This window comes from Metaclostridioides mangenotii (genome assembly GCF_017873185.1).
Lineage (GTDB): Bacteria > Bacillota > Clostridia > Peptostreptococcales > Peptostreptococcaceae > Metaclostridioides > Metaclostridioides mangenotii.
Genome location: NZ_JAGGJX010000001.1, coordinates 321,086 through 347,544, shown reverse-complemented (window position 1 = coordinate 347,544; position 26,459 = coordinate 321,086). Strand labels below are relative to the sequence as shown.

General features: G+C 30.2%; 22 protein-coding genes and 1 other annotated feature. Of the genes, 4 read left to right on the top strand and 18 right to left on the bottom strand.

The features are described 5' to 3' along the window. Positions 1 to 472: 472 nt before the first annotated feature. The 4 genes from J2Z43_RS01690 to J2Z43_RS01675 form a co-directional block, all read right to left on the bottom strand. Complete coding sequence (locus J2Z43_RS01690) at positions 473 to 658, bottom strand: hypothetical protein (protein ID WP_209455564.1); 186 nt, start codon at positions 656 to 658, stop codon at positions 473 to 475. Positions 659 to 950: 292 nt separating this feature from the next. Next, complete coding sequence (locus tag J2Z43_RS01685) at positions 951 to 1,592, bottom strand: class D sortase (protein WP_327786911.1); 642 nt, start codon at positions 1,590 to 1,592, stop codon at positions 951 to 953. Positions 1,593 to 1,699: 107 nt separating this feature from the next. After that, positions 1,700 to 7,060 (bottom strand): SpaA isopeptide-forming pilin-related protein, encoded by a 5,361-nt coding sequence (locus tag J2Z43_RS01680; RefSeq protein WP_209455563.1) that lies wholly within the window; start codon positions 7,058 to 7,060, stop codon positions 1,700 to 1,702. A gap of 183 nt (positions 7,061 to 7,243) precedes the next feature. Beyond that, positions 7,244 to 9,784, bottom strand: a complete 2,541-nt coding sequence (locus J2Z43_RS01675; protein WP_209455562.1) for a GH39 family glycosyl hydrolase — start codon at positions 9,782 to 9,784, stop codon at positions 7,244 to 7,246. 678 nt (positions 9,785 to 10,462) lie between these two features. Here J2Z43_RS01675 and J2Z43_RS01670 point away from each other — a divergent pair. Further along, the gene (locus J2Z43_RS01670; RefSeq protein WP_209455561.1) at positions 10,463 to 11,698 is read left to right on the top strand and encodes a cell wall-binding repeat-containing protein; all 1,236 of its coding nucleotides are present in this window, start codon (positions 10,463 to 10,465) and stop codon (positions 11,696 to 11,698) included. A 64-nt stretch (positions 11,699 to 11,762) separates the two neighbouring features. Here the strand turns inward: J2Z43_RS01670 and J2Z43_RS01665 are convergent, their stop codons facing one another. Then, on the bottom strand, positions 11,763 to 12,446 hold the full coding sequence (locus J2Z43_RS01665; protein ID WP_209455560.1) for an N-acetylmuramoyl-L-alanine amidase: 684 nt from the start codon (positions 12,444 to 12,446) through the stop codon (positions 11,763 to 11,765). Next, the gene (locus J2Z43_RS01660; protein ID WP_209455559.1) at positions 12,443 to 12,751 is read right to left on the bottom strand and encodes a hypothetical protein; all 309 of its coding nucleotides are present in this window, start codon (positions 12,749 to 12,751) and stop codon (positions 12,443 to 12,445) included. Before J2Z43_RS01660 ends, J2Z43_RS01665 begins: the two co-directional genes overlap by 4 nt. A 242-nt stretch (positions 12,752 to 12,993) precedes the next feature. Between J2Z43_RS01660 and J2Z43_RS01655 the strand changes: the two genes are divergently transcribed. The 3 genes from J2Z43_RS01655 to J2Z43_RS01645 all read left to right on the top strand — a co-directional run bounded on the left by J2Z43_RS01655 (position 12,994) and on the right by J2Z43_RS01645 (position 14,713). Beyond that, on the top strand, positions 12,994 to 13,491 hold the full coding sequence (locus J2Z43_RS01655) for a ferritin-like domain-containing protein (protein WP_209455558.1): 498 nt from the start codon (positions 12,994 to 12,996) through the stop codon (positions 13,489 to 13,491). A 172-nt stretch (positions 13,492 to 13,663) separates the two neighbouring features. Next, entirely contained in the window at positions 13,664 to 14,320 is a 657-nt protein-coding gene (locus tag J2Z43_RS01650; RefSeq protein ID WP_209455557.1) for a DUF421 domain-containing protein, read from the top strand. 3 nt (positions 14,321 to 14,323) lie between these two features. After that, positions 14,324 to 14,713, top strand: a complete 390-nt coding sequence (locus J2Z43_RS01645; protein WP_209455556.1) for a DUF4363 family protein — start codon at positions 14,324 to 14,326, stop codon at positions 14,711 to 14,713. Positions 14,714 to 14,875: 162 nt separating this feature from the next. Here J2Z43_RS01645 and J2Z43_RS01640 read toward each other — a convergent pair whose 3' ends face one another. The 12 genes from J2Z43_RS01640 to eutD all read right to left on the bottom strand — a co-directional run bounded on the left by J2Z43_RS01640 (position 14,876) and on the right by eutD (position 26,458). Then, complete coding sequence (locus tag J2Z43_RS01640; protein WP_209455555.1) at positions 14,876 to 16,078, bottom strand: argininosuccinate synthase; 1,203 nt, start codon at positions 16,076 to 16,078, stop codon at positions 14,876 to 14,878. Positions 16,079 to 16,229: 151 nt separating this feature from the next. Further along, positions 16,230 to 16,434, bottom strand: a binding site (T-box leader). A gap of 75 nt (positions 16,435 to 16,509) precedes the next feature. Continuing rightward, positions 16,510 to 17,247, bottom strand: coding sequence for a tRNA pseudouridine(38-40) synthase TruA (truA, locus tag J2Z43_RS01635; protein WP_209455554.1), 738 nt, complete (start codon positions 17,245 to 17,247; stop codon positions 16,510 to 16,512). 17 nt (positions 17,248 to 17,264) lie between these two features. Then, on the bottom strand, positions 17,265 to 18,695 hold the full coding sequence (locus J2Z43_RS01630; protein ID WP_209455553.1) for a sensor histidine kinase: 1,431 nt from the start codon (positions 18,693 to 18,695) through the stop codon (positions 17,265 to 17,267). Beyond that, a complete protein-coding gene (gene walR, locus J2Z43_RS01625; RefSeq protein WP_209455552.1) occupies positions 18,695 to 19,399 on the bottom strand; it encodes a cell wall metabolism DNA-binding response regulator WalR in 705 nt (234 codons plus the stop codon). Before walR ends, J2Z43_RS01630 begins: the two co-directional genes overlap by 1 nt. A 26-nt stretch (positions 19,400 to 19,425) precedes the next feature. Continuing rightward, the gene (locus J2Z43_RS01620) at positions 19,426 to 20,778 is read right to left on the bottom strand and encodes a hypothetical protein (RefSeq protein ID WP_209455551.1); all 1,353 of its coding nucleotides are present in this window, start codon (positions 20,776 to 20,778) and stop codon (positions 19,426 to 19,428) included. Between the two features lie 30 nt (positions 20,779 to 20,808). Further along, a complete protein-coding gene (locus J2Z43_RS01615) occupies positions 20,809 to 21,951 on the bottom strand; it encodes a THUMP domain-containing class I SAM-dependent RNA methyltransferase (RefSeq protein ID WP_209455550.1) in 1,143 nt (380 codons plus the stop codon). 12 nt (positions 21,952 to 21,963) lie between these two features. Continuing rightward, positions 21,964 to 22,770, bottom strand: coding sequence for an ATP-dependent sacrificial sulfur transferase LarE (gene larE, locus J2Z43_RS01610; RefSeq protein WP_209455549.1), 807 nt, complete (start codon positions 22,768 to 22,770; stop codon positions 21,964 to 21,966). A gap of 478 nt (positions 22,771 to 23,248) precedes the next feature. Further along, positions 23,249 to 23,719, bottom strand: coding sequence for a cupin domain-containing protein (locus tag J2Z43_RS01605; RefSeq protein WP_027702153.1), 471 nt, complete (start codon positions 23,717 to 23,719; stop codon positions 23,249 to 23,251). Then, entirely contained in the window at positions 23,719 to 24,810 is a 1,092-nt protein-coding gene (gene eutH, locus J2Z43_RS01600) for an ethanolamine utilization protein EutH (RefSeq protein WP_027702154.1), read from the bottom strand. The genes J2Z43_RS01605 and eutH overlap by 1 nt, the downstream gene beginning before the upstream one ends. Positions 24,811 to 24,838: 28 nt before the next feature. After that, entirely contained in the window at positions 24,839 to 25,111 is a 273-nt protein-coding gene (locus J2Z43_RS01595) for a EutN/CcmL family microcompartment protein (protein WP_027702155.1), read from the bottom strand. Positions 25,112 to 25,121: 10 nt separating this feature from the next. Next, positions 25,122 to 25,817: a TIGR02536 family ethanolamine utilization protein gene (locus J2Z43_RS01590; RefSeq protein WP_234925928.1), complete on the bottom strand. Its 696-nt coding sequence runs from the start codon at positions 25,815 to 25,817 to the stop codon at positions 25,122 to 25,124. A gap of 17 nt (positions 25,818 to 25,834) precedes the next feature. Next, positions 25,835 to 26,458: an ethanolamine utilization phosphate acetyltransferase EutD gene (eutD, locus tag J2Z43_RS01585; RefSeq protein ID WP_209455548.1), complete on the bottom strand. Its 624-nt coding sequence runs from the start codon at positions 26,456 to 26,458 to the stop codon at positions 25,835 to 25,837. Between the last annotated feature and the right edge of the window lies 1 nt (position 26,459).

Genomic DNA, 26,459 nt, shown 5'->3' with positions numbered 1-26,459 from the left:
AAAGTTATTTTATAAATAAAACTAAATTTATAGTCGTTTTTAACAATTGTATTTTATATTTTAATAGGCAATATATTTATAGAAAAATTTTTCTTGAAATACTTTATTTTTTATGTAATTATGAACTACTTTATAATAAATTGTAGTTATTCAATTGATTATAAAAAGTGATTATAATTCATAATACAACACTCTATCTATTTTGCCTGTACTATGTAAAACCTAAATTTTTAACTCTAACTACAATTTGACTATAGAAAGGGATAAGATGTTATAACAAACGGAGATAATTAGTAGTTAAATCAACAAGAAAGATTGCAGTTAGGCTTGCAGCAGTGCTAACAAACGCACCATTAGAAACTAAGTGTGTAGAATATAAATATCTGTTTGGTAACGTACAGTAATCTACAAATTTACATAAAAATAACCCTAGTACATTACTAGGGTTATTATATATATCTCTTAATTTTAATTATAATTCACTTTCATACTCTTCCTTATGTCCACATTCAGTGCATTTAGCTGATATAACAACGCTTCTAGCATCTATATTTATAGATCCATTATCACCTTCTATAAAAATAAATTTATTTTCACATACAGGACAATTTATATTTGTGGTTAACATTCCATCTTCATCTTTAGTTAATTTATACATAATACACCTCCTATTATATAAGATACCACAAATATCTATATTTAAAAATGTGAATTTTTTATAACCATTAAATTGCCTATTTATTTACGCAATTTAATCTATTTTTTTAAGTACTCTGCCACATCATTTTTTGTCAGCTCTCCATCTCTTAAGACAACTTTGCCATTAACTATTAAACAATCAACACCGCTTGCCATGCTTGATGATTTTTATAGTTGATTTCTTCAGATTTTGGGAATGTTACTCTACAGTTATTACAGCACATCTCAATTATTAATATAAAATCCGTCATTTATTCAACTAATACAGCTTTAATAATCAATCTATGAGTCGCAGCTCTAACAGGGGTGCAAGTGATTAAAGTAAGCTCTACGTATTCAGTATCGTTCAACACAGAAACATCTTCTGGTAAAACCACAAATTTTTTATATACTTCATATGTAAACTCCCCATTTTTTGTTTGCATTATTATTCTGTCTCCTTCATCTACCTCATCTAATCTATTGAAGAATTGATTATATGTATAACTCCTATGACCTGCTATAGAACAGTTTCCTTCCTCACCTGGATATGGTGTATCTGGAAAATGTCCTGCCGCATATTTTAACGTCTTCATATCAATACCTTCACCCACTGCTACTTTTAAATCTATTTTTGGTATTTTTAATATCCCTATTGTGTTTTTGAAATCATTAGAATTAGAAGATGTGCCCGATTTAGAAGTTGTATTTGAATTAGATTTAGAGTCTCCTTTTATATTATCAGATATATCAGATAATTTATTTTCATCTTTATCACTATTACTTATAGTTTTTTCAAAATCTGCTATCATTTTTTTCTGTTTAATACCACCTTCGTACTTCATATAAATAGCAGAACTGATTATTACACATCCAAATACAATCAACAGTATGCCTATATATTTCTTCTTCACAAAATCACCTCATTATCTGTATAAAAAAAACTATGAAGTAAGTTTAGACTAAAACACCTTTCTTCATAGCTTTTTTACGATATTCTTTTACTTTTAGTTAATTTAAGTTACCTATTTCTTTTTAGTAAGAAACCTAATCCAGCTAGAATTGTTAGGATACCAATACTAATTATAACTAGAGTATCAAATAAGCCACCTGTTTTAGGAAGAGAACTGACCAACTTATCTAATATGTTATCCTTCGATATTAAAGAACCATTCTTATCTGGCGAATTATCTTTAGTTACTGCAACAACTTCCTTTTCTTTGTTAGTAACTGTAAATTCTTTAGTTTCTATCGTTTTGACTTTAAATTCAATTATATCTTTACTTATCATATATCCATCAGGAGCCTTGGTTTCTTTAATTTTATAATTTCCGTACTCTACAGAATTAAAGTATACTATACCAGTTTCTCCAGATATAGAAGTCTTAACCTCTTTCCCATCTGCATCATATAATGTAAATTCAGCTCCTTCTAATGTTTTCTCGGTCTTTTCGTCTATTTTTGTAATTTTAATATTAGCTCTAATTTTATTGTTAGATATACTCTCAGGGTTAGCTTTTACAACTTTATCAGACTTCGTTACAGTTGCTTCTAATATATCATCTGAAAGGATGTATCCTACTGGTGCTTTTGTTTCTTTTATCATGTATTTTCCATATTCTACATTCTTGAATTTAACTAATCCATTTCTATTACTCACTGCTGTAGATATTGGATTTTTGAATCTAGTATCTGACTCTTTGTAAAGCTTGAATTCTGCACCATTTAATGGTTCCTCGTGTTCCCCTAGTTTTGTAAATTCTATGCTTCCTTTTGTCTTTGTATTTGATATACTATTTGGGTTTGTTTCTACTGTTCTTCCATTAGTTGTAATGCTTGCTTTTAGTATTTTATTTGTCAGCTCATATCCATCTGGTGCCTTTGTTTCTTTTATTATATAGTCTCCATATTCTATATTTCCAAAAAATACTTTTCCTGAGTCATTACTCTCTGCTGTATCTATCTCTTTTTCATAGTTTTTGTCTGAAGCTTTGTATAGTTTAAATTCCGCTCCTTTTAATTGCTCTTTGTTATCTCCATATTTTGTAAACTCTATACTTCCTCTTATCTTTTTATTTGAGATACTATTTGGCTCTGCTTTTACTATCTTTTTATCTTCTGTCACAGTTGCCTTTAATACCTTATCTTCTGGCAATGATACATACCCCTCTGGTGCTTTACTTTCTTTTATTACATATTCTCCGTACTCTACATTCTTAAATTTTACTAATCCATCTATATTACTTACTGCTGTCGCTAGTGGATTTTTAAAATCAGTATCTAAAGACATATAAAGCTTGAATTCTGCCCCTTTTAGTTTATCTTCGTGTTCGCCTAGTTTTGTAAATTCTATGCTTCCTTTTGTCTTCGTATTTGATATACTTTCTGGGTTTGCTTTTATAGTTTTTCCATTAGATGTAATACTTGCTTTTAGTATTTTATTTGTCAGCTCATATCCATCTGGTGCCTTTGTTTCTTTTATTATATAGTCTCCATATTCTATATTTCCAAAAAATACTTTTCCTGAGTCATTACTCTCTGCTGTATCTATCTCTTTTTCATAGTTTTTGTCTGAAGCTTTGTATAGTTTAAATTCCGCTCCTTTTAATAGATCTTTGTTCTCACCATATTTTATAAACTCTATATTACCTCTTATCTTTATATTAGAAACACACTCTGGATCAGCTTTTACTGATTTTCTATTTTCACTTACTGTCGCTTTTAATACCATATCATCAGATAATAGTACATACCCCTCTGGTGCTTTGCTCTCTTTTATTACATATTCTCCGTATTCTACATTCTTAAATTTTACTAATCCTTCTCTATCACTCACTGCTGTAGATATTGGATTTTTAAATGTTATATCTGTATCTTTATATAAAGTAAATTCCGCACCTTTTAATTTCTCTTCGTGTTCCCCTAGTTTTGTAAATTCTATGCTTCCTTTTGTCTTTGTATTTGATATACTTTCTGGGTTTGCTTTTATTGTTTTTCCATTAGATGTAATACTTGCTTTTAGTATTTTATTTGTTAACTCATACCCCTCCGGTGCCTTTGTTTCTTTTATTACATAATCACCATATTCTATGTCCATGAACGATACTTTTCCATTTACATCACTTTCTGCTTTAGCTATCTCATTTTCATAGTTTTTGTCTGAAGCTTTGTATAGTTTAAATTCCGCCCCTTTTAATAGATCTTTGTTCTCACCATATTTTACAAACTCTATATTACCTCTTATCTTTATATTTGAAATACTATCTGGATTTGCTGTTACCACTTTTCCATTTTCGTTAATAGTAGCCTTTAGAATTCTTTCATTTAATGTGTATCCTTTTGGAGCTTTGGTTTCTTTTATAACATATTCTCCATAGTCTATATCTTTAAATTTTACATTTCCATTTTTATCGCTTATTGATGTATCTATAGGGCTTTCAAATGATATGTCAGAGGCTTTATATAGGGTAAACTCTGCTCCCTTTAAGGGTTTCTCATTTTCATTTAATTTATTAAAAATTATATCGCCCTTAACACTTATATTTTTATAATTATAATTAATATTTTTACTTTCTTTAGAATTAGCTATTTGAAATTTATATACTTCATTACTTAAAAGATACCCTTCTGGAGCGGTCTTTTCTTTAATATAATAATCTATACCAAACTTCAAATTCTTAAATACTGCATCACCATTATTCCCAGTTGGTTCTGAAGTTTTTATCACATTTTTATATTTATCAAGTAACTCAAAAATGGCTCCTTCTAATTTAATGCTCACATTATCATTATTTACCTTAATTACTTTAATGCTACCGGTTTCTCCGATTCCACCACCACCGGCACCTTGATATATAACATCAATTCCATTAGATGTCGATGATTCTGTCATTCCCACACCTTTAAATGATATAGAATTAGTAAAAGGCGATTTAGTCTTATCTACCACATTTGTTCTAAAAGTAAGTATATATGCATCCTCTGTTGGTGAAGGCAATATAAAGGAAAACTTTCTTGTCTTCATATCGTATTTTACATTATTGCCTCCTAGTTCGACCTCTTCACCTTTAGTAAGTGATCCATCTGAGTTTTGATTTTGCTTATATAGTTTTACAGAAGTCGTATCTAGTTCAAGTCCTTCTTGTAGAGCATCTTCTAAAACTACATCTTTCATTGATATTTTGTTTGAATTTATAGTTACATCCCAATCAATATAAGAATTTCCTTTAGTATATTTTCCTTCTTTTTTTACTAATGTATTTTTTATTTTTCCTGTACCAGTACTTTCTACACCACCAGGTACTAAATTAGTTATTAATTTTGAAGTATTTTCTACTACTTTCTCTCCATTAGTATTAAAAATAGAAGTATCGGTAACTTTAGTTTTAAAAGTGATTATTTGCTCTTTATTTATGTCTTTATCAAAAGTATATTTTAATGTTTTGCTACCTTCATCATAATTATAATTAGAAGTATCTATAGCTCCATTTATAGTAACTGAATTTGGTACAAATTCTTGGCCCTCTTTTATAACATCTATTACAGAAGCGTTTGAAAGAGGCATATTGTTCTTATTCACTACTATCTTCCATGTGATTTCTCTTTTTACATAATCGTAGTCTATACTAGATTTATTTATAACTTGACTTATTACCTTTTGCTCAGCCGTAGATTCAGAGTCTTTAATATTTTTCCCAGTTAATTTTGCTGTATTATGGTATTTTACATCCGCATTACTAGCGAAAATTTTTGGATCTGTCACTCTAGTTTTAAATTTTACGACATATGTATCAGTAATCTTGTCATCAAATTTATAAGTTAATGTTCCTGTTTTTGTTGAATCATCACTAGTTGATGGTCTATAGCTAAATTTTCCATTAGGTTTACTTTCATTTGTAGAATGATTATATATAGAAAATGAATCTTTTACATATTCTTGACCCTTCATTATATCATCGGTAACCACCGCATCTTCTATATCTATTTTGTTTCTATTAACAACAATTTCCCAAGTTATTTCACCTGTCGAAGCATCGTAAACTGTACCGTGTTTTGAAATAACACTTGAATATACTCCAACTTCAGAGCCGTCTGATGCAGAACCATTTCCATTCTCTGTTATAGTTGCAGTATTGTTAAAGTTTTTACCTTCATTAGAAAGATAAATATCCTTATCCACAACGTTTGTTGAGAATTCAATTGTATGTGGTCCATTAATAGTATCAGGGAATGTATAGATAAATTTCTGACCGTCTATTGAATAATTCTCTTCTGTTGACTTCCCATCTACTTTAACGCTACCATCTATGAATTTCAAACCATCTGGTATATCATCTGTAACTACCGTGTTTGTAATAGTTTGAGAGCTATTGTTTACTTTAATAGTCCACTTAATAGTCTTTGTGGCTTCATCATATTTACCTATTTTCTGAATGAAATCTGGCTTTATTAAGACAGTTGCCTCATTGGAAACCACTGTAGTATCGTCATGAATAAAAGTTGCCTGATTTTTTTCTACTATTGTTTTTCCATGAGACTCAAGTCCCATGCTTGCTAACTTAGTTTTAAAAGTAATTAATTGTTTAGTCTCAATAGTATCTGGAAAAGTATATGTTAACTCTCCTTCGTTGCTATCATAACCATAATCTTTATTATTTGCATCTTGCCCATTAATTTTAACTGATCCCACAACGAACTCTTGCCCTTCTGAGATAACATCGACAATTTTTACTTCTTGGACCTTTACGTTTTCTGGATTAACTATAATCTCCCAAGTTATTTCATTTGTAGTTGCATCATAACTGCCTTTCTTATGTATTGAAGCATCAGGTTTTTCCGGTTGTTCAAACTCTACTACAATTGTTTCTGAATTTCCAGAACCACCCAAGTCAAATTCAATATTCTCTCTATCGTTTCCACCAATTTCTTTTTCATCAAATTTAGTCTCTATAAAAAAGTATCCTGAAATATTGGAATGCTGTTCAACAAACTCAGTAAAAACAATTGTTACTTTTCCGTCAATATCAATTGTTCCATTAGCTATTACTTCACCAGAATCATCTCCAATTAAAAAATTCATGTGGTTGATTATCTCGAATTCTTTAGGTATATGCATGATATAACTCTGACCATTTTTTATATTATGCTCATTAGGCAATTCAAAGTTATACTGTAGTTTAACATCTGCATTGTTCTTTATTGGTCCTGATATAGGCTCCCCTTCTCCATCTGTTATTGAAACGCCTGTTATAAACTTTGTAAATTCTGTTATATTTTCTTCAGCATTCACCTGCAATATTGGTAAAAATGTAAAAAATTGAAACATCATAGTAAATATAGTTATATAAGAACATATTTTCTGTTTAATATTTCTTCTCCTCATAAATAAAACCCTCCCTAGTCTAAAATAGTATACTTAAAAGTTATTAAAACCTTTGAGCAAGTAGACTATTATTAATTATATAGACTAAGAGATTTCCTATATATCCATTATTTGCTTAAATACATAACAAAATTTGCTATTTATCTATTACATGATAGATAGTAAATTTTGTTATATACACCATCAATTTATCTTATCTATTATCAACAATTCTGCACCATGAACTGGGATACTCATTTGTTTTAGATACTCTCCTTTTAAGTCAGATTCTTCTATCTCTATCTTAGGTTGAGCGTTCCCCTTTAAATACTTAAGCTCTTCTTGAGTCATATTTTCTGGAGATCCTAAGTCTAGCCATTTATCAAATACAGATCCATGTTCTCTATTTAGCTTATAAGTTGTTATTTTATATTTTCCATAAAGCCCTGCAATTCTAAACTCTATCTCGCTTAAACTTTTTTCCTCATAAATAGAATACTTTTCATTATTATTTAAAGCCAGCAGATCACTCTGCAAAAATAAGTCATCATGATACGCATAATTATATGCTAAAATCTGTACGCTTTCCCCTCTTTTAGTCACTATGTAATCTTCATTTTGGTCAATAACGATATCTCCTAGTTTAGCCAATAAATAGTACGCATAATAACAAGTCTTTTTAAATCCATGATTATTAAAAAGACCAAAACCTCCATTAATTGACGAAATTTTCAAATTACTCTCTTCATACAATTCTGTAAAAGTTATATTATCTATAGATTTTGATGTCCTAACACAATGTAGATAGTTTTTTATTATAAATGTTGCAACATAACTTGTATCATGCTTTAAATGCCCTTTTTGTGATGATGTGTTCCACTCAGTTACATGAATTTCAAAATCATTATTTAATGTCTCCTTTAGTTCTCGATTTACTATTTGCAATGTATTCATTGTACAATTTTTGTCATAGTATATTTTTTTGATTTGAGATACTAATTTTTGTTTATCTTTGTAGTTTGTATTATGAAGTATATTGTCTTGTAACTCTTCCAATTCAACATACTCTGTATGTATATTAACGCTTAAAAAATCTAAATATATATTATTTCTTTTGCAAAAATCTACAGAATCGTGCAACCATTTATTTTCTAGCATAGTTCCATGATTTATTGATGGCCCTCCAACTTTACATTCTTTAGAAATAGATTTTATTATTTTAATAGTATTTTTATAATAGTCTAAATACTCCTCCGACCGCCCATAACTATTAAAATAATTATAATCGGGATAATTCCAGACCTCAAAATACCATGTTTCAACCTCCTTCAAACCATATCTATTTATACAGTGTTTCATAAACTCTGTAATTATGTCAGGCCACAAGCTTATATTAATTAAAGGAGAGATATTAACTTTCCACCAATAGTCTTTACATGCATTATTGAAATTTTTAGATTCATAAATAAAATCCATTTCTATAAATGGTTTAACATTAACTTCCTTAAACATATCTAACATTTTATCTACTTCTATCCAATTATAGGTCAATTTACCGTCTCCTGATAAATTATAAATCATCATATCTTCCATAAATAATCCGCTTACTCTTATGAATTTAAACTCAATTTCTCTTTGAAACTCTCTTAATTGCTTCTGAAAGTCATTTTTCAATCCAACTGATGCTCTACCAAAAGTAGAAAGTTTTTTCCAGTAGTGTATCAGTTTTTTCCCTTCATATTTTAAATCAACAAAAACACTCTCCTTATTTGTAAGACAGCTATCAATAGAACTTTTTTTATTGTGCGATATTGATAGATATGGATATAATTTTTCATATGCATGATCATCTTCTATTTCTAAGTAGATTCTTGATTTGCTATTATATTTATTTGATTTAAAATCCTTAGAGTCAGAGTTTAATAATTCTCTATATTCAGATGGTGAACATTTATACTTTTTTTTAAAAAGCTTATTGAAATAACTAGTACTAGAAAAGCCTGTAGATATTGCAATGTCAGATATATTGCTATTGCTATTTACTATCATATTTTCAGCCCTATCCAACCTTATTTTATTTAGATATTCTTGAAATGACATGCCTATCTTATCCTTAATAAAATGAGATAAAAAATGATAATTGAGGTGATATTTTTCTGCAATCTCTTTTAATGTAATATTTCTAGATAAATTCTTATTGATATAATTTATAATATTGTTGATTCTAGTAATATCTCTATTATCGTGTTTTTTTATATCGACTACCTCATGGCTAAAGTTGTTAAGTAGGTGATCTCCTAACAGGTATAAGTAGCTACCAACCATTAGTTCATAACCTTTATTTTTTTTTATTATATTCAGCGCAATGTTAGAGATATAGTTTCTTATAATTTCAAATTTTTCTATTTCAAAACTATCATAAGGAATAGATTTACAATGAAATCTCAAATTTTTAAATCTGGGGAAACAATCATTATAAAAATCAGGGTCTACTTTGAGGACAAGTATCATATTTTTTTCTTCCATTTGTTTTATACTGTGAATTTCATAAGCATTTATTAAAATGACATCACTTTCTTTTAGAGAGTACACTTCATTTTCTATATAAACATCTATACTTCCCTCTAGAACAAAAATAAACTCAAATTCATTATGCCAATGCAGATCAATTTCATCGATTCTAAGTATAATAGCTTTTATTGGAAGAGTTCCCTCCATAATAATAAAATCATATTTATTAATCATAAATATTCCTCCCTATTAGTATCTACTTAATATATACTGATGCTAATATTATTGGTCATACATAATTCCTTATATATTATCATTATTTTAATGGTAATTTATGGAAACATTATGGATTTTGTATACTCAGAGTAAAGTGAGCAAATATGATCAATTGATTAAGCAACTTTTACCATAGTTCTGTTAATTGTGAATTTATAATATTAATTTATAAATCGAGAAAAAGCAAAATTTAACCATCATTTTATAATTTTGTTTATTAATTATCAATCTATTATTACCCCCTCAAGATATATCTAATCGTTTGATAATTATACATATTTTTTTAATTACTTAATTATAATAAATATTTAAGTAAGCAAAATTTGGGTACTAAATAGTTAGTTCGCTTGTATAAAAATGCTATTAGATTTAGATTTTGAATACAGTTGATATAAAAAAATAAATTTAAAAATATTCAAAAAGCTACTGTCTACAATAATAGATTTTGATATAGCAATTGTAAAAAAATTGTTTTATATCATTGCATATGTAATAATTAATCAGGGTGTGGGATTCGGAAAAAGGGAGTAAAATATCCAATAGAGTCAATATTTTCTTAAAAGTAGAGAAATTTTAATAACTATAAGCTATAATATAATCACTGAGGAAAATTATAAATTAGGGGGATCTCATTATATGAATATAACAAAAAAAATATTAAGCTTAACCTTGTCAGCATCGATAACTTTAGGTTTAACTCTTAATATAGCTGCATATAGGCCGCCAAGTCTTGATAAAATTCAAGGTGTAACTACTTACGAAACTGCTGCTCTAATTGCCGATAGACAGAGTTACAATACTGCAATATTAGTTAATCTCGACAACTCAATTGCAGATGGGCTTAGCGCAAGTGGCTTATCTGGAGCGACAACTTCTCCAATTCTACTTACTAAAAAAGACGTTGTACCAGATGTAACTATGTCTAGATTAAATAAAGTTAAGACAGTATATATAATTGGTGGTGTGAATTCTGTAAGTGCTAAAGTTGAAAACGCTTTAAAATCGAAAGGTATAAGCATAACTAGAATTAGCGGAAGTGATAGAATACAAACAAGTATAAATGTTGCGAATGAAGTTAAAAAATATAGCAATTCAGATATAGTTTTTCTAACAAACGCATTTAAAGGTGAGGCTGATTCAATTAGTATAGCGGCAATTGCAGCTAGAGAAAAATGTGTAGTTATACTTACTGATGGTAAAAAGACTTCGTATAATATAAAAAATAAAACTAACTACATGGTCGGCGGTAAAGTATCAATGAGTGAATCATTTGAATCACAAGGAGAGTACTTAACTAGACTGGGTGGTGCAGATAGATTTGAAACTAACTACTTAATAATTTCTGCATTTTACCTAGAAGGAAATGGCTATGATGAAAACTACGAAACTAATGAATTTTTTGTTGCAGACGGTTATAATTTAGTAAATGCGCTCGTTGGCTCATCTATAGCAAAATATGTTCCGATAGCAATAGTTTCTGATCAAAGCGATAAAAGCATGTTCTTAGGATCAAACAAAATAACAGCTATAGGTTCATTATCAGATAAAACTATTAAGGGTTGCCTAGATCCTGTACCTATAATAGGAAGATATATGGGTAGTTGGAAAAGTAGCTCTGGAAAAACTATTTTAATTGAAGAAGAACATATATACATAGGTAACTCTCCAGATCCAGTTGAAAATCCAGACTATAATTTTGATATAGTCAAAGTAGACGATAAAAATAAACAACTCTACATTAAGATATACTTCAGTGGGTATGCTGATGTTTACCGCATTGGCATAGAAGATGATAAGCTCAAGTTTGAAGAACCAAATTCAATAGGCAACTACGACAAAGTCGAGCTTTTTAACGACGTAAATCTCTATTAATTCAATAATATTATAGGTTTAAAGTAGTAGATTTAAAAAGGGTAGCAATGTTTGCTACCCTTTATTAATTAACTTCCTCACCATAAACATCTACAACAGATGAATGTTTGATATACTCTTGTAATGCTGCTGCTTTATCTTTTTCTCCATTGTAAACTATTACTGTTTCATATGGTTTATTATTTTCATTTCCAGGATTTGATCCAGGACCCTGTATAGCTTTATTGAGAATGCCTTCAGAAATTATCTTTGCCATACCAATAGCTCCTAAGCTTTCAGCTTTTTTATAATCTTCATAACTGTCACAGAAAAATGACTCGACAATAATCGCTGTACAATCTGTAGAGTTTAATATATGCAGTCCTGGTCTAGATTTTGAACCTCTATTAGTAAAATTTACACCCAATCTCTTAACTATCCTATCAGCATAAGTTTTTCCTTCATTTGAGTTATATAAAACTTCTGATCCCTTCGATAATCCGTCGTAGCTATTTAAGTGCAGCTCAACAATTAAATCGTATTTTTTGCTATTTATTCTTTTTAATTTGTAAGTTTTCTCCTCATCTTTGGTTATAAATAATATTTCAGGGCAAATTAATAAATCTACACTGTGACCTTCTTTTTTCAGAGCGTTAACAACAAAAGGAGCCAACTTTTTATTGTATTCGTATTCATTAACTACTCCATTGGCACTTGTATTTCGACCATTTTTTAAAATACTATGGCCGACTGATATACAAATTTTCATCGTTTTTCACTCTCTTCTTTATTTTTAATGTCTTCTTTACTTTTGATTTCTTCAAACTCTCTAAACTCTTCCAATTTTTTTTCTATTCTTTTATTGCTTTCTTCCAAGCTTTCTATCCTCAAACAAAGTCCATAGATATTATCTGCAAAATGATTTATTTTTTTTGTGAAGGTATCGACACTTTGCTTATATAAAGTTCTATCTTCTTTTTTCTCATATAAAACATTATTTACTAAAACATATGCAATCAAACTGACTATACCTAGGTTCGCAAATTGTATTACTATACCTTCCATACCTTTCATATCTACTTGTCTCCTTACTTTGAATATATATAGTTCTTATATCAATTACTACCACTTGTACAATTTTTATATTTAAAATAAATTTATACTGTGGTTATATATTATATGATCTTTATTCAGTTTTTGTTTGTCTACATTTAGGTAATAAGTTTGAATATAATTGCTTAGGGTATAATATATATTAACTTATTAAAATACGATCATAAATTAATATACATAAGAAAAAATTAGGAGGTAAGAAAATGAACAACTACGCAGAAATTATAAAATACGCAATGAACTTAGAGAAAAAAGCTGAGGAATTTTACGGATTCTACAAAGACAAAGCTAAAAGCCAATCTATAAAAGATGTTTTCGAAGGTCTATCTGCTATGGAAGATGAGCACTACAATATACTAAAAAATCAATTAGAAAGAGCCGAAAACAATCAACCATTCGATGAAGTTAACTTAAAATTAGAAGATGGTGAAAAGGTAATTTTCAATAGGGAAAAAGATTTAGACAATGTAAACTTATCATATGAATTATCAGATTTACCAATACTTAGAATGGCTTATACTCTAGAAAATGACTTCGCAAACTTTTACGAAAAAGCTGCAGCAAAGGCAACTGATTTAAATGCTAAAAAACTCCTAGAAACTTTAGCATACTGGGAAAATGAACACAGAGTTGCGTTTGCTGCTGAAATAGAGTATGCTACTCAAAATTCTTGGTTTGAGCAAGAATTCTTCCCATTCTAAAATCAAAACACTCAGCAACATAATTTTTAATATACTGCTATATAGAATAAAAAACAGATTTCTAAATTTTAGAGGTCTGTTTTTATTTTTTTATGTTCGATCATTCTGAATTAATAATGTAAATATAGGATATACTAATTTTTATAATAATTGTTAAAGGAGTTATATTAATATGCTTGTTATTTTTATTAGAAGTATTATCTTATATATTGCGGTCTTAATTGCTTTAAGAGTTATGGGAAAAGGTGAAATAGCTGAAATGAACTGCTTTGATTTGGTCATCACTCTTCTAATTGCAGATGTAGCAGCATTTCCGATGGAAAATAATGATATCCCCATTATAAATGGTATAGCAGCTATAACTGGACTTGTTTTGATGCAGACTTTAGTATCGTTTATAGGTCTTAAAAGTAAAATATTTCACTCAATAACGTCGGGGAAGCCATCTATATTGATTGATAAAGGCGAAATTCAATATAAAGAACTTAAAAAAGATAGAGTAAATATAGAAGAATTGTTAGAACAGCTTAGAATACAAGGTTATTTCAATCTAAAAGAAGTCCAATACGCTATACTTGAGACGGATGGAAATCTAAGTGTTGTTCCTACAACAAATTATAATAGTACTCCGTCACGTACATTTTTACACCTACCAATTTCACTTATTGTAGATGGTGTAATATCAAAAAAGGGTTTAGAAGCAGCACAAAAAGATGAGGAATGGTTGATGGGTATTTTAAAATCTAATCAATTAGAGAAAGTTGAAGAAGTTTTAATTTGTATACTGGATGAATATGACAAAATATTCATTCAGCCAAAAAACGCATAGGTGGTGATCATTATTAAATCAACAGTTTTTGCAGTAGTTTGGACAGTATTATTCTTAATATTTGGTGTTTATATTTCTAATAGTGTAATTGATGTAACAGATAAATATCAAGATGAATTAACTAAAATTGAACACTATATAGATGAAGATAAATGGGACAATGCGAAGGAGAATACCGATAAAGTCGCTGAAAATTGGAAAAAAGAAAAAAGTAATTGGTATAAGATATTAGATCATGCATCATTTAATATGATTGACACATATTTAAACATTTTAAATAAAGCTATAATTGAAAAAGACAAAGTGAACTCTTATGAGCAAATAGAAAATGTTAAAAGTCATATATCCAATATTAAAGGTAATGTAAACTATGGACCAGATTATATATTTTAATCAATCATTAGTCTTTCAATTTAGGTTGATTTAAATAAATAACAAAAAAATGGATTTTTATAAAATCCATTTTTTTATTGTTTAATATAAATTTGTTAGTAAGATATTAATATTTTTATTAATTTTATATTTAATTAAAATCAATAATTTTCATTAAAGCTTTTATTTACTACCCTTCATTGCCTTTATTTTTAAAGGTAATGTAAAAAGGTTTATAAATCCTTCAGCATCTTTATGATCATAAAGCTCACTGTCTCCAAATGATGATATTCCTTGATCATACAGAGAGTTATCTGAGAATATACCAGCCGTTTTTATATTTCCTTTGTACAGTTTAAGTTTAACTGTACCTGTTACGTTGTCTTGAGTAGACTCCATAAATTCATCTATCGCTTCTCTCAATTTAGAATACCATAAACCATCGTAAACAAGCTCTCCATATTTATAAGAAACTATTTGCTTGTAGTGAAGTGTATCTTTATCAAGAGTTGCACTTTCAAGAACATTGTGCGCTTCATATAGTATAGTTCCACCAGGAGTTTCGTATATTCCTCTTGATTTCATTCCAACTAATCTATTTTCAAGAATATCTATAACGCCTATTCCGTGTTTTTTACCTAGCTCATTAACTTTTTTAATTAATTCTACTGGAGCAAATTCTTCTCCATTTATCTTTTTAGGTGTCCCTTTGTCGAAGTATATTTCTACATATTCAGCTGTATCACAAGCATCTTCTGGCGAAACACATTCTTTATATACTAGATCTGGATTGTGCTCATTTCTAAGATCTTCTATATCTCCGCCTTCAGTTGATACATGCCAAAGGTTAGCGTCAACTGAGTATATTTTTTCTTTTGTAGCTGTTACTTCGATATTGTGCTTATTGGCATAATCGATAGCGTCTTCTCTAGATTTTATATCCCACATCCTCCATGGAGCTATAACTTTTATGCTTGGATCTAAAGCTGCTATTGTTGCTTCAAATCTAACTTGATCGTTACCTTTTCCTGTACAGCCATGGCAGATGTACTTAGCGCCTTCTTTATGTGCAACTTCAACTAGTCTTTTAGCTATTATCGGTCTAGCTAAAGAAGTCCCTAGTAAGTACTTACCTTCGTATTTAGCTTCAGCTTTTATAGCTCTAAATATAGTTTCAGTAACAAATTCCTCACATATATCATCTACATAAGCTTTTGATGCACCGCTCTTTAGAGCTTTGTTGTACACTTCTTCCATCTTATCTTCTTGACCAACATTACCACATACTGCAATTACTTCTATATCGTCATAAGTCTCTTTTAACCAAGGTATTATAATTGAAGTATCTAACCCTCCAGAATACGCTAAAACAACTTTTTCTTTCATATCTATTTCCTCCCAATCGTTTAAATCTATTTCGATTTAATTGTTATTTATATTCGATTATATTAAGCTCGTCTCTAGATAACTTAAGCCTAATATTTAATATTATTATATATAATAGTTTTTTGTACTAAAAAAGCCTCTTAGTAAAATACTAAGAGGCGAATATCCGCGGTACCACTCTAATTGATAAGTTAACTTATCCACTTAATCTCTTAAGGCGAGAATTCCTACCGCCATACTAATTTTCTGGCGATCTCCTCCAAAGTTCTCTTCACTCAAATTTATTTGCCAAGCTTCCACCGCCCTCGGCTCTCTATAAAACTACTTCAAGTTACTCTCTTTTTCACAGGATTTAATTTATTTATTGCTTTGTATTAACAATATCATAATTTATTTTTTTGTATATGTCAATTGTTAATTTAAAATAAATTCTAATATTTCACATCGTAAAGCACTAAACCTTTTGCTGGTGCTGTATCAGAAGCTATACTTCTATTCTTTGCCAATATCAAGTTTTGCATTTGATTTGGTTCGATTTTTCCGTGACCAACATCTATAAGCGTACCTACGATTATTCTCACCATATTGTGTAAGAAACCATTACCTCTAACATAAATATCTATATTTCCATCTTTTGAAGCAATTTCAACAGCATAGATAGATCTAATATTAGATTTTTTCTTTGATTTAGATGAAACAAAGCTAGAGAAATCGTGCTCTCCAATTAGATATTTGCTGGCATCTTTCATCTTTTTTACATCTAATTTTTTAGGAACATGTGCTCTGTATTTTCTTGTAAACGGACTTGGATATTCATTATTGTCGATTTTGTAAACATAAGTCTTTGATTTAACATTGTATCTTGAATGAAATCTCTCGTCAACTTCCTCGACAGAATTAATTACAATATCTTCTGGCAAATACATATATAGATATTTTTGTATTTTGTTTGTAGATTCATATGAATTAGTCTTGAAATTTGCTACTTGGCTAATCGCATGAACTCCCATATCTGTTCTTCCCGAAGCTGTTATCTCAATATTTTCACCTGTCAATTTGCTCAATACAGTCTCAAGTTTTCCCTGAATTGTCATATCCGTGTCTGCAAGCTTTTGGAACCCTTTATATCTTGAACCATCGTACGATATTACTAGTTTTATATTTCTCATTTTATACTTCCTTTATTTTAGACTTTCACTACCTTATTCGCTAAGGTAAATGTTATTGTTGTACCTTCATTCTTCTTACTTTCTATGTTCATAATTCCACCGTGTAGTTTTACTATTTCATTACTTATTGCTAGTCCTAATCCACTTCCGGCTTTGTTATAGTCCTCTTGGAAGAATCTATCTAAAACTTTGTTTAGATTTTGTTCTTCTATACCTGCGCCATTATCCTCAACTTTTACAGTCGTCATTTCAGTATCTTGTGATACATACAGCTTTACATAGCCTTCCGATTCAGTAAATTTAAGTGAATTTTGTATCAAGTTTATAAGCACTTGTCTTAACCTGTTTTTGTCACCTTGGATCGTCGTCATCTCTTCGTCTTCAAATTCAAATAAAAGGTCAACATTCTTTTCTGAAGCTTTTACTTTAAGCTGATTTACGACTCCGACAACCAATCCTTCCACATCGACTTCATCGATATTTATCTTTATCCTATCAGAAGATAATCTTGAAAAATCTAACAGCTCTTCAACTAACTTTATAAGTCTTGCCGTTTCATCTTGTATTATTCCAAGGCCTAGATCTAGCTCGTCTCTAGTTATACTCTCAAGGCCAAGTGTCTCACTCCATCCCTTTATAGATGTAAGTGGAGTTCTAAGTTCATGAGATATTGACGATATAAATTCTTCTTTCAATTTCTCACTCTTATCAATTTCATATGCCATATGTTCAAACGTCTGAGCTAATTCTCCTATTTCATCATCTACAATAGTTGAATGTTTCAACTTAACTTTATAATTACCATTCGCAAGCTCATTTGCAAAATCTTTTAATTCACTAAGAGGATTTATAAGAGTTTCTGCAAACTTAAGACTTATTGCAACTGCTATTAACAGTATTAATACACCCGCCAGAGCAAGCCATAATGCCTGTTTGGCTATTGCTTTATCAATTGCATCAAGTGAAGTCGTATATCTTACAACCCCTTCGATAGTATTATTTGACTTTAGTGGTGCAGATATACTCATAACATGTTCACCTGTTTCAGAAATTTTATAAGTATACGGCACAGATGCCTTTGAATCTCTTAATGCTCTTTCTACATCATCATAATTTACTTTTTCGTTACATTTAAATCCGTACTGGTCTAATATTATTCGTCTATTTTTGTCTATAATAGATACTCCAAACTTAGAATTTTTGTCTAAGCTCTGTCTTTCAAAGATATTATTGATCTTAGTCTCAAAACTTGTAGTATCTACTGTATCTGTTTTGTAGGTCCAATCTGTTGTATAGTTTATCTGTGATTTCAATAACTGTCTAACAGATTCATAGTAGTTATTTTGTATGTAAAACATGAACATACCTTCAAAGAGGATGACCATTATAATAATTATTATAAAGTGGTTCTTTATTACTTTTTTTCTTAATCCTTCAAAGTGTAGCACTACTCATCTTCTTCCTTTCTAAAACAATAGCCATATCCCCAGATTGTTTGTATATACTTAGGTTTAGATGGATCATCTTCGATTTTATTTCTAATTCTTCTAATGTTCACATCCACTATTTTAAAGTCATACAGATAGTTTGCTCCCCATACTTCATCTAGAATTTGATCTCTACTTAAGGACTGTCTAGCATTAGACATTAAATACTTAACAATAGAAAATTCTGTAGGAGTAAGTTCGATTTCTTTATTGTTTTTAAACAGCTTTCTTTTATCTATATCCAGTACAAATGGTGGAAAGACTATCTCGCTGACATTAGAGGTATTTTCTTCTTTGTTTACCCTTCTAAGAAGCGCTGAAACTCTAACTAATAGCTCCTTTATACTAAAAGGCTTTATTATATAATCGTCAGCTCCTGAAATAAATCCTTCAATTTTATCATCTTCTTGAGCCTTTGCTGTAAGCATTATTATACCTACTTGGTCGAAATTTTCTCTAATAAATTTACAAACCTCTATACCGCTCATGTCAGGAAGCATAACATCTAAAAGCGCTAGCGATATATCTCCTTCTGAAGTCATTTTTTCTATAGCTTCTTGACCTGTCCCAGCTTCTATTATCTCGTAACCTTCTCTTTTTAAATTGATACTTACAAAACTTCTTATACCAATCTCGTCCTCTAAAACTAATATTTTCCCTTTCACAATATAACCTCCATCTAAACAATATCTTATTCGTAAATAAGTGAAAAATAATAATCTTTAATTGCTTCTGCTGTGAGATCCAATTTAGCAATTTCTTCAACGTTATTTATATTCAATATATAATTGTAATCCTCAGTCTCTTTTAGAGATATCGGATTGTGAGTATTTGAATTCTTTTTCTCATCTTTGCTTTTACTTTCAACGATTATATTGAATAAATTTTTACGATCAGAATCTACTACATCATAATAGTAGAATTTAAAAACAGAACTCTTCTGATTTTTTCCATTTGTCAACTCTTCTTCAACTATAACTTTACCCGACAAATTATTTGGTATAAACACTTTGTAGTTGTATTTATAGTTGTAGTATATTTGGGATGTAAATAATTTATAGCCTTTCTTTCCACTCCATTTGTACCAAGTTACATTGGCTTCATCCTTAGATTTATATGTCACATCATTTGTAGGTATTTCTAATATTTTATCATTGTCTATATCTCTTATTGGAATATAATACGGTTTGATAATTTCATAATCAGAAAAAGCTTTCTCTATTTTTCCACTTTGTAAATAAAGAATATTTGTACTGTAGTACCCACCCTTTAAGATTGGTATATCTACAACTACACCTCTTCTTTTAGCTGATACTTTCCCAATATTTAGATACATGTCACTTATATTTTTGACGTTCCGAAGAACAGTCGTATCTCTATGAATTAACGTACTATCAAAGTTTAATACACTGACATATGCTTCATTAGTTTTCGAATCCAAGTTTACCATAACTATATCTAGTAAACCATCATTATCCATTTTGCCTATATTGATTTTCATATCAGTAAGATTGTCTGAATTTTCTATCCAACTAGGGTCAACTGTAGATAGTTTCTTTATCTTATTGTTAATATAACCATAGATGTACATAGTAGTTTTTTCTTTTGTTTTAGCTAAAATTATTATTTCTTTTTGTCCATCACTATTTAAATCGTAAAAATTTGCATACTCAATAGAATCCCCTTCAATAAGTTCCTCATCATCAAATGAGTAGTTATCATTGGTATTTCTTAGTATCATAAAACCAACCTTATTTGATGAATCCTCGTTGAGAGTCTCTATTTTCTTAAATGCAACTACCTCTTCAGCACCGTTTCCATTTAGATCAACGCTATTGATCTTTCCAACATCTTTTGAGTTTGAAGGAAGTGTAAACGAGGTATTTGGTGGCAGTAATTTACTTATTCCATCTTCTAATGATTTTTTGTCTATATCGAATTTTGGCCTTCCAACTAAATTTTCAGCTGATTCTGTTCTCATATCACACCCAGAACTGAATACCATAATCAAGGTGGCCAAAATAATTAGCTTATACGGTTTCATATATTCCTCCTATCAAACTTACTCGGACTCCTATTTCCTAGGTGGCTTAGGTCCCATATACTGGTAATAATATGTCTTTAACATACCATTGTAAAGTTTTCTCTTTTTGTCTGCTGCTCGTCCAAATTCATATTCAAACTCCTCGTAAGAAGTAATTAAATAATAAGACCAGTTTTTAAGTTTTCTAAATGCGTAACCAATTTCTTTATAAAGTTGTTTTATGCTATCTTTGTCTTCAAGTCTTTCACCATAAGGAGGGTTTGTTATTATAAATCCATATTCCTCATCGCTCTTAAACTTAGTAACATCGCCGACTTCAAAATCTATATAGTCTTCTACTCCAGCTATTTCTGCATTTTCTTTAGCTATTTCAATAGACTCTTCATCTATATCATAGCCTTTAATTTTAAAGTCCTCACTTGAATCTATTTTATCAAAGGCCTCTCTTCTTACATCCCACCAAAATTGTTTATCATAAGTTCTCCACTTTTCTGATATAAACTCTCTATTAAGTCCTGGAGCCATATTAAGACCTATCATAGCAGCTTCAATTAATATAGTTCCAGATCCACACATAGGATCTACTAGCGTTCTCCCTGGTCTCCACGGAGTAAGGTATACAAGACCAGCAGCTAAAGTTTCCCTTATCGGCGCCTTATTTGCCTTTTCTCTATAACCCCTCTTATGCAGAGCATCACCAGTAGTATCTATTGTAATTACAACTTTATCTTTATGTATAAATACAAATATAGGATACTTTTCTTTGTCTTCTTTTAATAGACCAGACTCTAGATAACTCTTTTTTAGACTATCAACTACGGCCTTTTTAACAATAGACTGTATATCTGGTGTACTGTGTAGTTTAGATTTAATTGAAGAGGCTTTTGAAATTGGAAACTCTGCTCCAAAAGGTATAAAACTAGCCCAGTTTACCCTCTTTGTGTTTTCATAAAGCTCATCAAAGCTTCTAGCTTCAAACTCTGCAACCTTTAGATGAATTCTCTCAGCACATCTCAGCCATATATTTGATTTTGCAATACCGGCTTCATCAGTTTTGTAAGTAATTCTTCCATCTTCTGTTTTTATAATCTCAAATCCTAAATCTTTTATTTCTCTAGCCAACATTTTTTCCATACCGAAAAAGCATGGTGCTACCAATGTGTAATTTTTCATTTTTCCTCCTAATTACTCTACGTTTACATTCATGCTTCCCATTTTATAACCGGACATGTCTAATGTAACATAGTTAAATCCTAATTCTTTTAATTTATTATCTACTTTTTCCATAGTATTACCTATAAAAAATTTTTCAATCTCTTTTTTATCTACCTCAACCCTTGCAATTTCGTCGTGCATTCTAACTCTAAATTGTTTGAATCCAAGCTCTATAAGGTAGTTTTCACTCTCTTCAATGGTTCTTAATTGCTCTACAGTTATTTTAGTTCCATATGGAACCCTGCTGGCCAGACATGCAAAAGCTGGTTTATTGTAAGTTTCAAGCTTTAGATCATATGAAAAGTCTCTGATTTCTGATTTAGTAAATCCACATTCCTTTAATGGGCTTATTATAGAAAGTTCGTCAAGAGCTTTAAGTCCTGGTCTGTAATCGCCTAAATCATCCAAATTAGTTCCATCAACTACGTTTTTTATATTATTTTCACTAGCTATTTGCTTAATTTGAGTAAATATATACTTTTTACAGTAGTAACATCTATGTGGCCCATTTTCTACTAATTCCTCTAACTCAAGATCATCTATTTTAAGTACTATGTGTTTAACACCGTATTTTTTAGTATACTCAATAGCTTCTTTTATCTCTCTATCAGAATGAACTGGAGCATGTACCGTAACTGCTATAACATTATCTCCTAAAGTATCTTTAGCTACTTTTAAGAGTAAATTGCTGTCAACCCCACCAGAGTATGCTACTGCAACATTACCAAGATTTTTTAAGTAATCTTTTAGAGAATCTATTTTACTTTTTTCTATCAAAAGAGAACCTCCCGCAAAATGATATTAACTTCTTTTTTACAACTTAAAAAGTTTAATCTATTTTTTTAATTATTACTATCTATAATTATAACATATACCTATTTATCTTAATAGTTTTGTTGAAATTATATAATTTTCTAAGCTAGCTGTATTACTATAAATATTCCAACCATCGCTAAACCTATTAGTGTTTCATATGGAATCAACTTAAATAGCTCACCTATATCTATTACTACGCTAATAGCACTAGTATGAAATAGAGTACATGTGGTATATGTAAAAACGTATTCTTTTGCCAGAGTAGCAGTCTACACTATTCCAACTAATATTTTACATGAAAGATATAGGTGCGTCTATGTATAGATACATAAAAATAGAGGTGAATCGACAGTTATTTCTGACAATACACCTCTATTTAATCTATATATTTCTTCTAAAAACAAAATATCAATTGGGATTTATTTATGCAATTACTAGTTTAACTATTTGCCCAATCTGCTGGATATGTTACATATATAAACCTTGCGTAGTCTTTTACAGAAAACTGTATTTTACTTCCTTTAGGTATTAATATAAGCTCTCCTGCACTGGCAGATACTTTTCTTCCATCTATCATTATATCCAATGTACCTTCTATTATATAATCTATCTCATCGTAATCAAGAGTCCAATCGAAAGTAGTTTCTTTCATCTCCATTACACCACATCCAAGTCTTGGACTTTCTTCTAGTGTAAATAAATCTTTTGTGTAAACTACATCATTAGAGTTTCCTGTATCTAGTCTATTGCTTTCATCTACTTTAACAGTAGGAAGTTTTATTGATGTTATTCCACTTTTATCTATATTTCTGATAAAGTCAACTCCATCCTTTGAAGAACTTAACTTTTCCTCTAGTATCTCTCTTACTAATTTTTCAAGTACACTTTTATCTATATTATTTATATCCATTATGCGTTCTCCTTTTTAATAGTCTTTTTAGCGATGAACATAGCTAGAAGTACGGCTGATATACCTCCAACTAGTTTTGATACTATCATAGGAGTTATCATATCTTGGCTAAATCCTGCTGTAAATCCTAGGTGATCTCCGAATACAAATGCTGCTGATACTGCAAAAGCAACGTTTATAATCTTACCTTTGTTATCCATATCCTTCATCATACCTAACATCGGTATACAGTTAGCTAAACTTGCAACTAATCCTGCTGCTGATTTTTCGTTAATTCCTAATACTTTACCAAGTGCCATAAGTGGTTTGTTGAATACTTTAGTTATTACGAATACTAGTGGGAATGCTCCAGCTAATACTAGTGCTATATCTCCAACTATAGCTATACCTTCATGTATAGGATTCATGCCTTTTATTATCACTACTCCTGTTAAGGCTTCTACTATTCCAGCTGCTAGTCCTAATGTTGCAACTATGACTACGCCTTTACCGAAATATGTGAATCCTTTTATCATTGCATTTTCAAATTTCATTAATCCTATTGCAATAATAATTGCGAATAATATTATTGGAACTAGGTTTTTTATAACCATCATCACAGGGAATCCAGCTACTAAACCACCTACAAATGCTCCTACTGGTATAGTTATTATTCCAGCTAATACTCCTGTTGCTAGAAACTTTTGATCTTCTTTTTCTATAATTCCTAGTGCAACTGGTATTATAAATACTATTGTAGCTCCCATTGTAGCTCCAATTATAAGTCCTCCAAATAATCCTGCGTTTGGATCTTTTGCAAGCTCCATAGCAAGTGATGCTCCACCCATATCATTTGCTAGTATACTTCCTGCAAACATCGCTGGGTCAGCGCCTAAAAAGTCAAATAAAGGTACTACTACTGGGCTTAGTACAGTTGCTAGAACTGGTGCTAGACAGATTATACCAACCATTGATACGGCTAGAGAACCCATAGCTACGATTCCCTCTTCAAACTGCTCACCTAAACCAAATTTGTTTCCGATACACTTGTCTATCGCCCCAAGTGCCATAAATATTGCCATTACGTAAATTATGATTTCGTTTATACTCATAATTTTCCTCCGTTTAAGTTAAGATTTTTTACTCTTCATCTACCTCTAACTCGTCTATTATTCCTACTATAGTCGCATCTACAGGTACTAATTTTTTTTCTAGAGATTCTCTGGCTGCACTTCCTTTAGTGATTAAAACTAAATCACCATTTCCTGCACCTGCATTGTCTGCTGCGACTAAAAATCCATCTTTATATTCACTTTTGCTTTTTAATAGTTTTACGACCAAAAGTTTCTGTCCACTTAACTTTTCGTCTTTTCTAGTCGCCCATACATTTCCTACAACTTTTCCTATCTCCATGATATACTCCTTAAACTCTTATCAAATTCAAGTGATGTACTCTTACAAAATCACTTGCAAGTGGAGTTATTATACTTTTTTTGTTTACTATTAATTCCTGTAGGTCATCTGATTTATATTTTCTTAGATCACTTTCTGAAATTAATTTTTTTGCACTTAGATCAAGAGATTTAATCGCGATGTTCTCCTTGGCACTATCAATGTATTGTACTGGACTTTCAACAATACATTTTTCAATGTTGCTTTTATTTAATCTTACATCTTTATCTATAGTTATATAAGATAAATCTTCTACTAATTTTATTCCGTATTTACATATTTCATCTTCATACTCTACATATTTATTGTATAGAGCTTTTGGTGCTGTAGATTTATATCTCTTGTACTCCAAGTTGTTTTGTAGGACAAATACTTTCTTGCCCTTCATAAGCATTTTTAGAATAAATCTTTCCTCAACTGAAGTACTGTTGCCTGATGCCAAGTTACATAGACCACGCATGCAAAGTCTTGATATAACAACTATGTCGCAGTCCCTTGTCTCATCGCTAAATTCAGCAACTTCAAATCTATCTTTTAAAGTCTCTAATTCTTCTTTATTGTTTGGCCAAAGTACTACTGCTTTTGGTTTGATGTTTATATCTAAGTTGTTTATTTTTTTATATAATTCATCTACTATACTATTTACTAGATAATCGTAATTCAACATATTTCTCCTCCTAGAGGTTACTTTACTATTTTTGCCACAGTACATTTTTTAAAGCCACAAGCATTTGCCTCGTCGTAATCAATATGCATATATGTTCTATAATTTGCATTTACTCTAACTACAACATCTTCAAATATAAGAGGTCTATCTCCGAAAACTTTTATATTTACCACTTCATTATCATGTACGCCAAACTTTGTAGCATCCTCTGGTGTAATGTGTATATGTCTCTTTGCTACTATTAGACCTCTGTCTATACTTATTTCATTATCTCCTGCAGAAATTTTTAGTCCAGGACTACCTTCTAAATCTCCGCTTTGTTTAACAGGAGCTTTAAGACCTAATGATGCTAAATCTGTAAGCGAAACTTCTACTTGTGTATTTGATCTACATGGACCCAAAACTATAACGTTTTTTATACTTCCTTTTGGACCAGTGATTGTCACTCTTTCTTTACATGCGTACTGCCCAGGTTGAGATAAGTCTTTTGACTTTGTAAGCTCATAGTTTGAACCAAATAAAGCCTCCATATCTCCTCTGCTTAAATGTACATGTCTTCCAGATGCCTCTACTTCAATAAACGCTTCTTTTTTTACTTTAGCTAAAACTTCTTCAACAATTTCATTTAATATATTTTCCATA

What these genes read in the sequence shown, in the direction of transcription:
- J2Z43_RS01640 (WP_209455555.1), bottom strand. Translation starts at nt 16,078, where the DNA reads ATGAAAGAAAAAGTTGTTTTAGCGTATTCTGGAGGGTTAGATACTTCA.
- truA (WP_209455554.1), bottom strand. Translation starts at nt 17,247, where the DNA reads ATGAGAAATATAAAACTAGTAATATCGTACGATGGTTCAAGATATAAA.
- J2Z43_RS01590 (WP_234925928.1), bottom strand. Translation starts at nt 25,817, where the DNA reads ATGTTGAATTACGATTATCTAGTAAATAGTATAGTAGATGAATTATAT.
- J2Z43_RS01620 (WP_209455551.1), bottom strand. Translation starts at nt 20,778, where the DNA reads ATGAAACCGTATAAGCTAATTATTTTGGCCACCTTGATTATGGTATTC.
- J2Z43_RS01680 (WP_209455563.1), bottom strand. Translation starts at nt 7,060, where the DNA reads ATGAGGAGAAGAAATATTAAACAGAAAATATGTTCTTATATAACTATA.
- J2Z43_RS01660 (WP_209455559.1), bottom strand. Translation starts at nt 12,751, where the DNA reads ATGAAAGGTATGGAAGGTATAGTAATACAATTTGCGAACCTAGGTATA.
- J2Z43_RS01665 (WP_209455560.1), bottom strand. Translation starts at nt 12,446, where the DNA reads ATGAAAATTTGTATATCAGTCGGCCATAGTATTTTAAAAAATGGTCGA.
- J2Z43_RS01670 (WP_209455561.1), top strand. Translation starts at nt 10,463, where the DNA reads ATGAATATAACAAAAAAAATATTAAGCTTAACCTTGTCAGCATCGATA.
- J2Z43_RS01615 (WP_209455550.1), bottom strand. Translation starts at nt 21,951, where the DNA reads ATGAAAAATTACACATTGGTAGCACCATGCTTTTTCGGTATGGAAAAA.
- J2Z43_RS01655 (WP_209455558.1), top strand. Translation starts at nt 12,994, where the DNA reads ATGAACAACTACGCAGAAATTATAAAATACGCAATGAACTTAGAGAAA.
- eutH (WP_027702154.1), bottom strand. Translation starts at nt 24,810, where the DNA reads ATGAGTATAAACGAAATCATAATTTACGTAATGGCAATATTTATGGCA.
- eutD (WP_209455548.1), bottom strand. Translation starts at nt 26,458, where the DNA reads ATGGAAAATATATTAAATGAAATTGTTGAAGAAGTTTTAGCTAAAGTA.
- J2Z43_RS01650 (WP_209455557.1), top strand. Translation starts at nt 13,664, where the DNA reads ATGCTTGTTATTTTTATTAGAAGTATTATCTTATATATTGCGGTCTTA.
- J2Z43_RS01675 (WP_209455562.1), bottom strand. Translation starts at nt 9,784, where the DNA reads ATGATTAATAAATATGATTTTATTATTATGGAGGGAACTCTTCCAATA.
- J2Z43_RS01690 (WP_209455564.1), bottom strand. Translation starts at nt 658, where the DNA reads ATGTATAAATTAACTAAAGATGAAGATGGAATGTTAACCACAAATATA.
- J2Z43_RS01605 (WP_027702153.1), bottom strand. Translation starts at nt 23,719, where the DNA reads ATGGATATAAATAATATAGATAAAAGTGTACTTGAAAAATTAGTAAGA.
- J2Z43_RS01595 (WP_027702155.1), bottom strand. Translation starts at nt 25,111, where the DNA reads ATGGAGATAGGAAAAGTTGTAGGAAATGTATGGGCGACTAGAAAAGAC.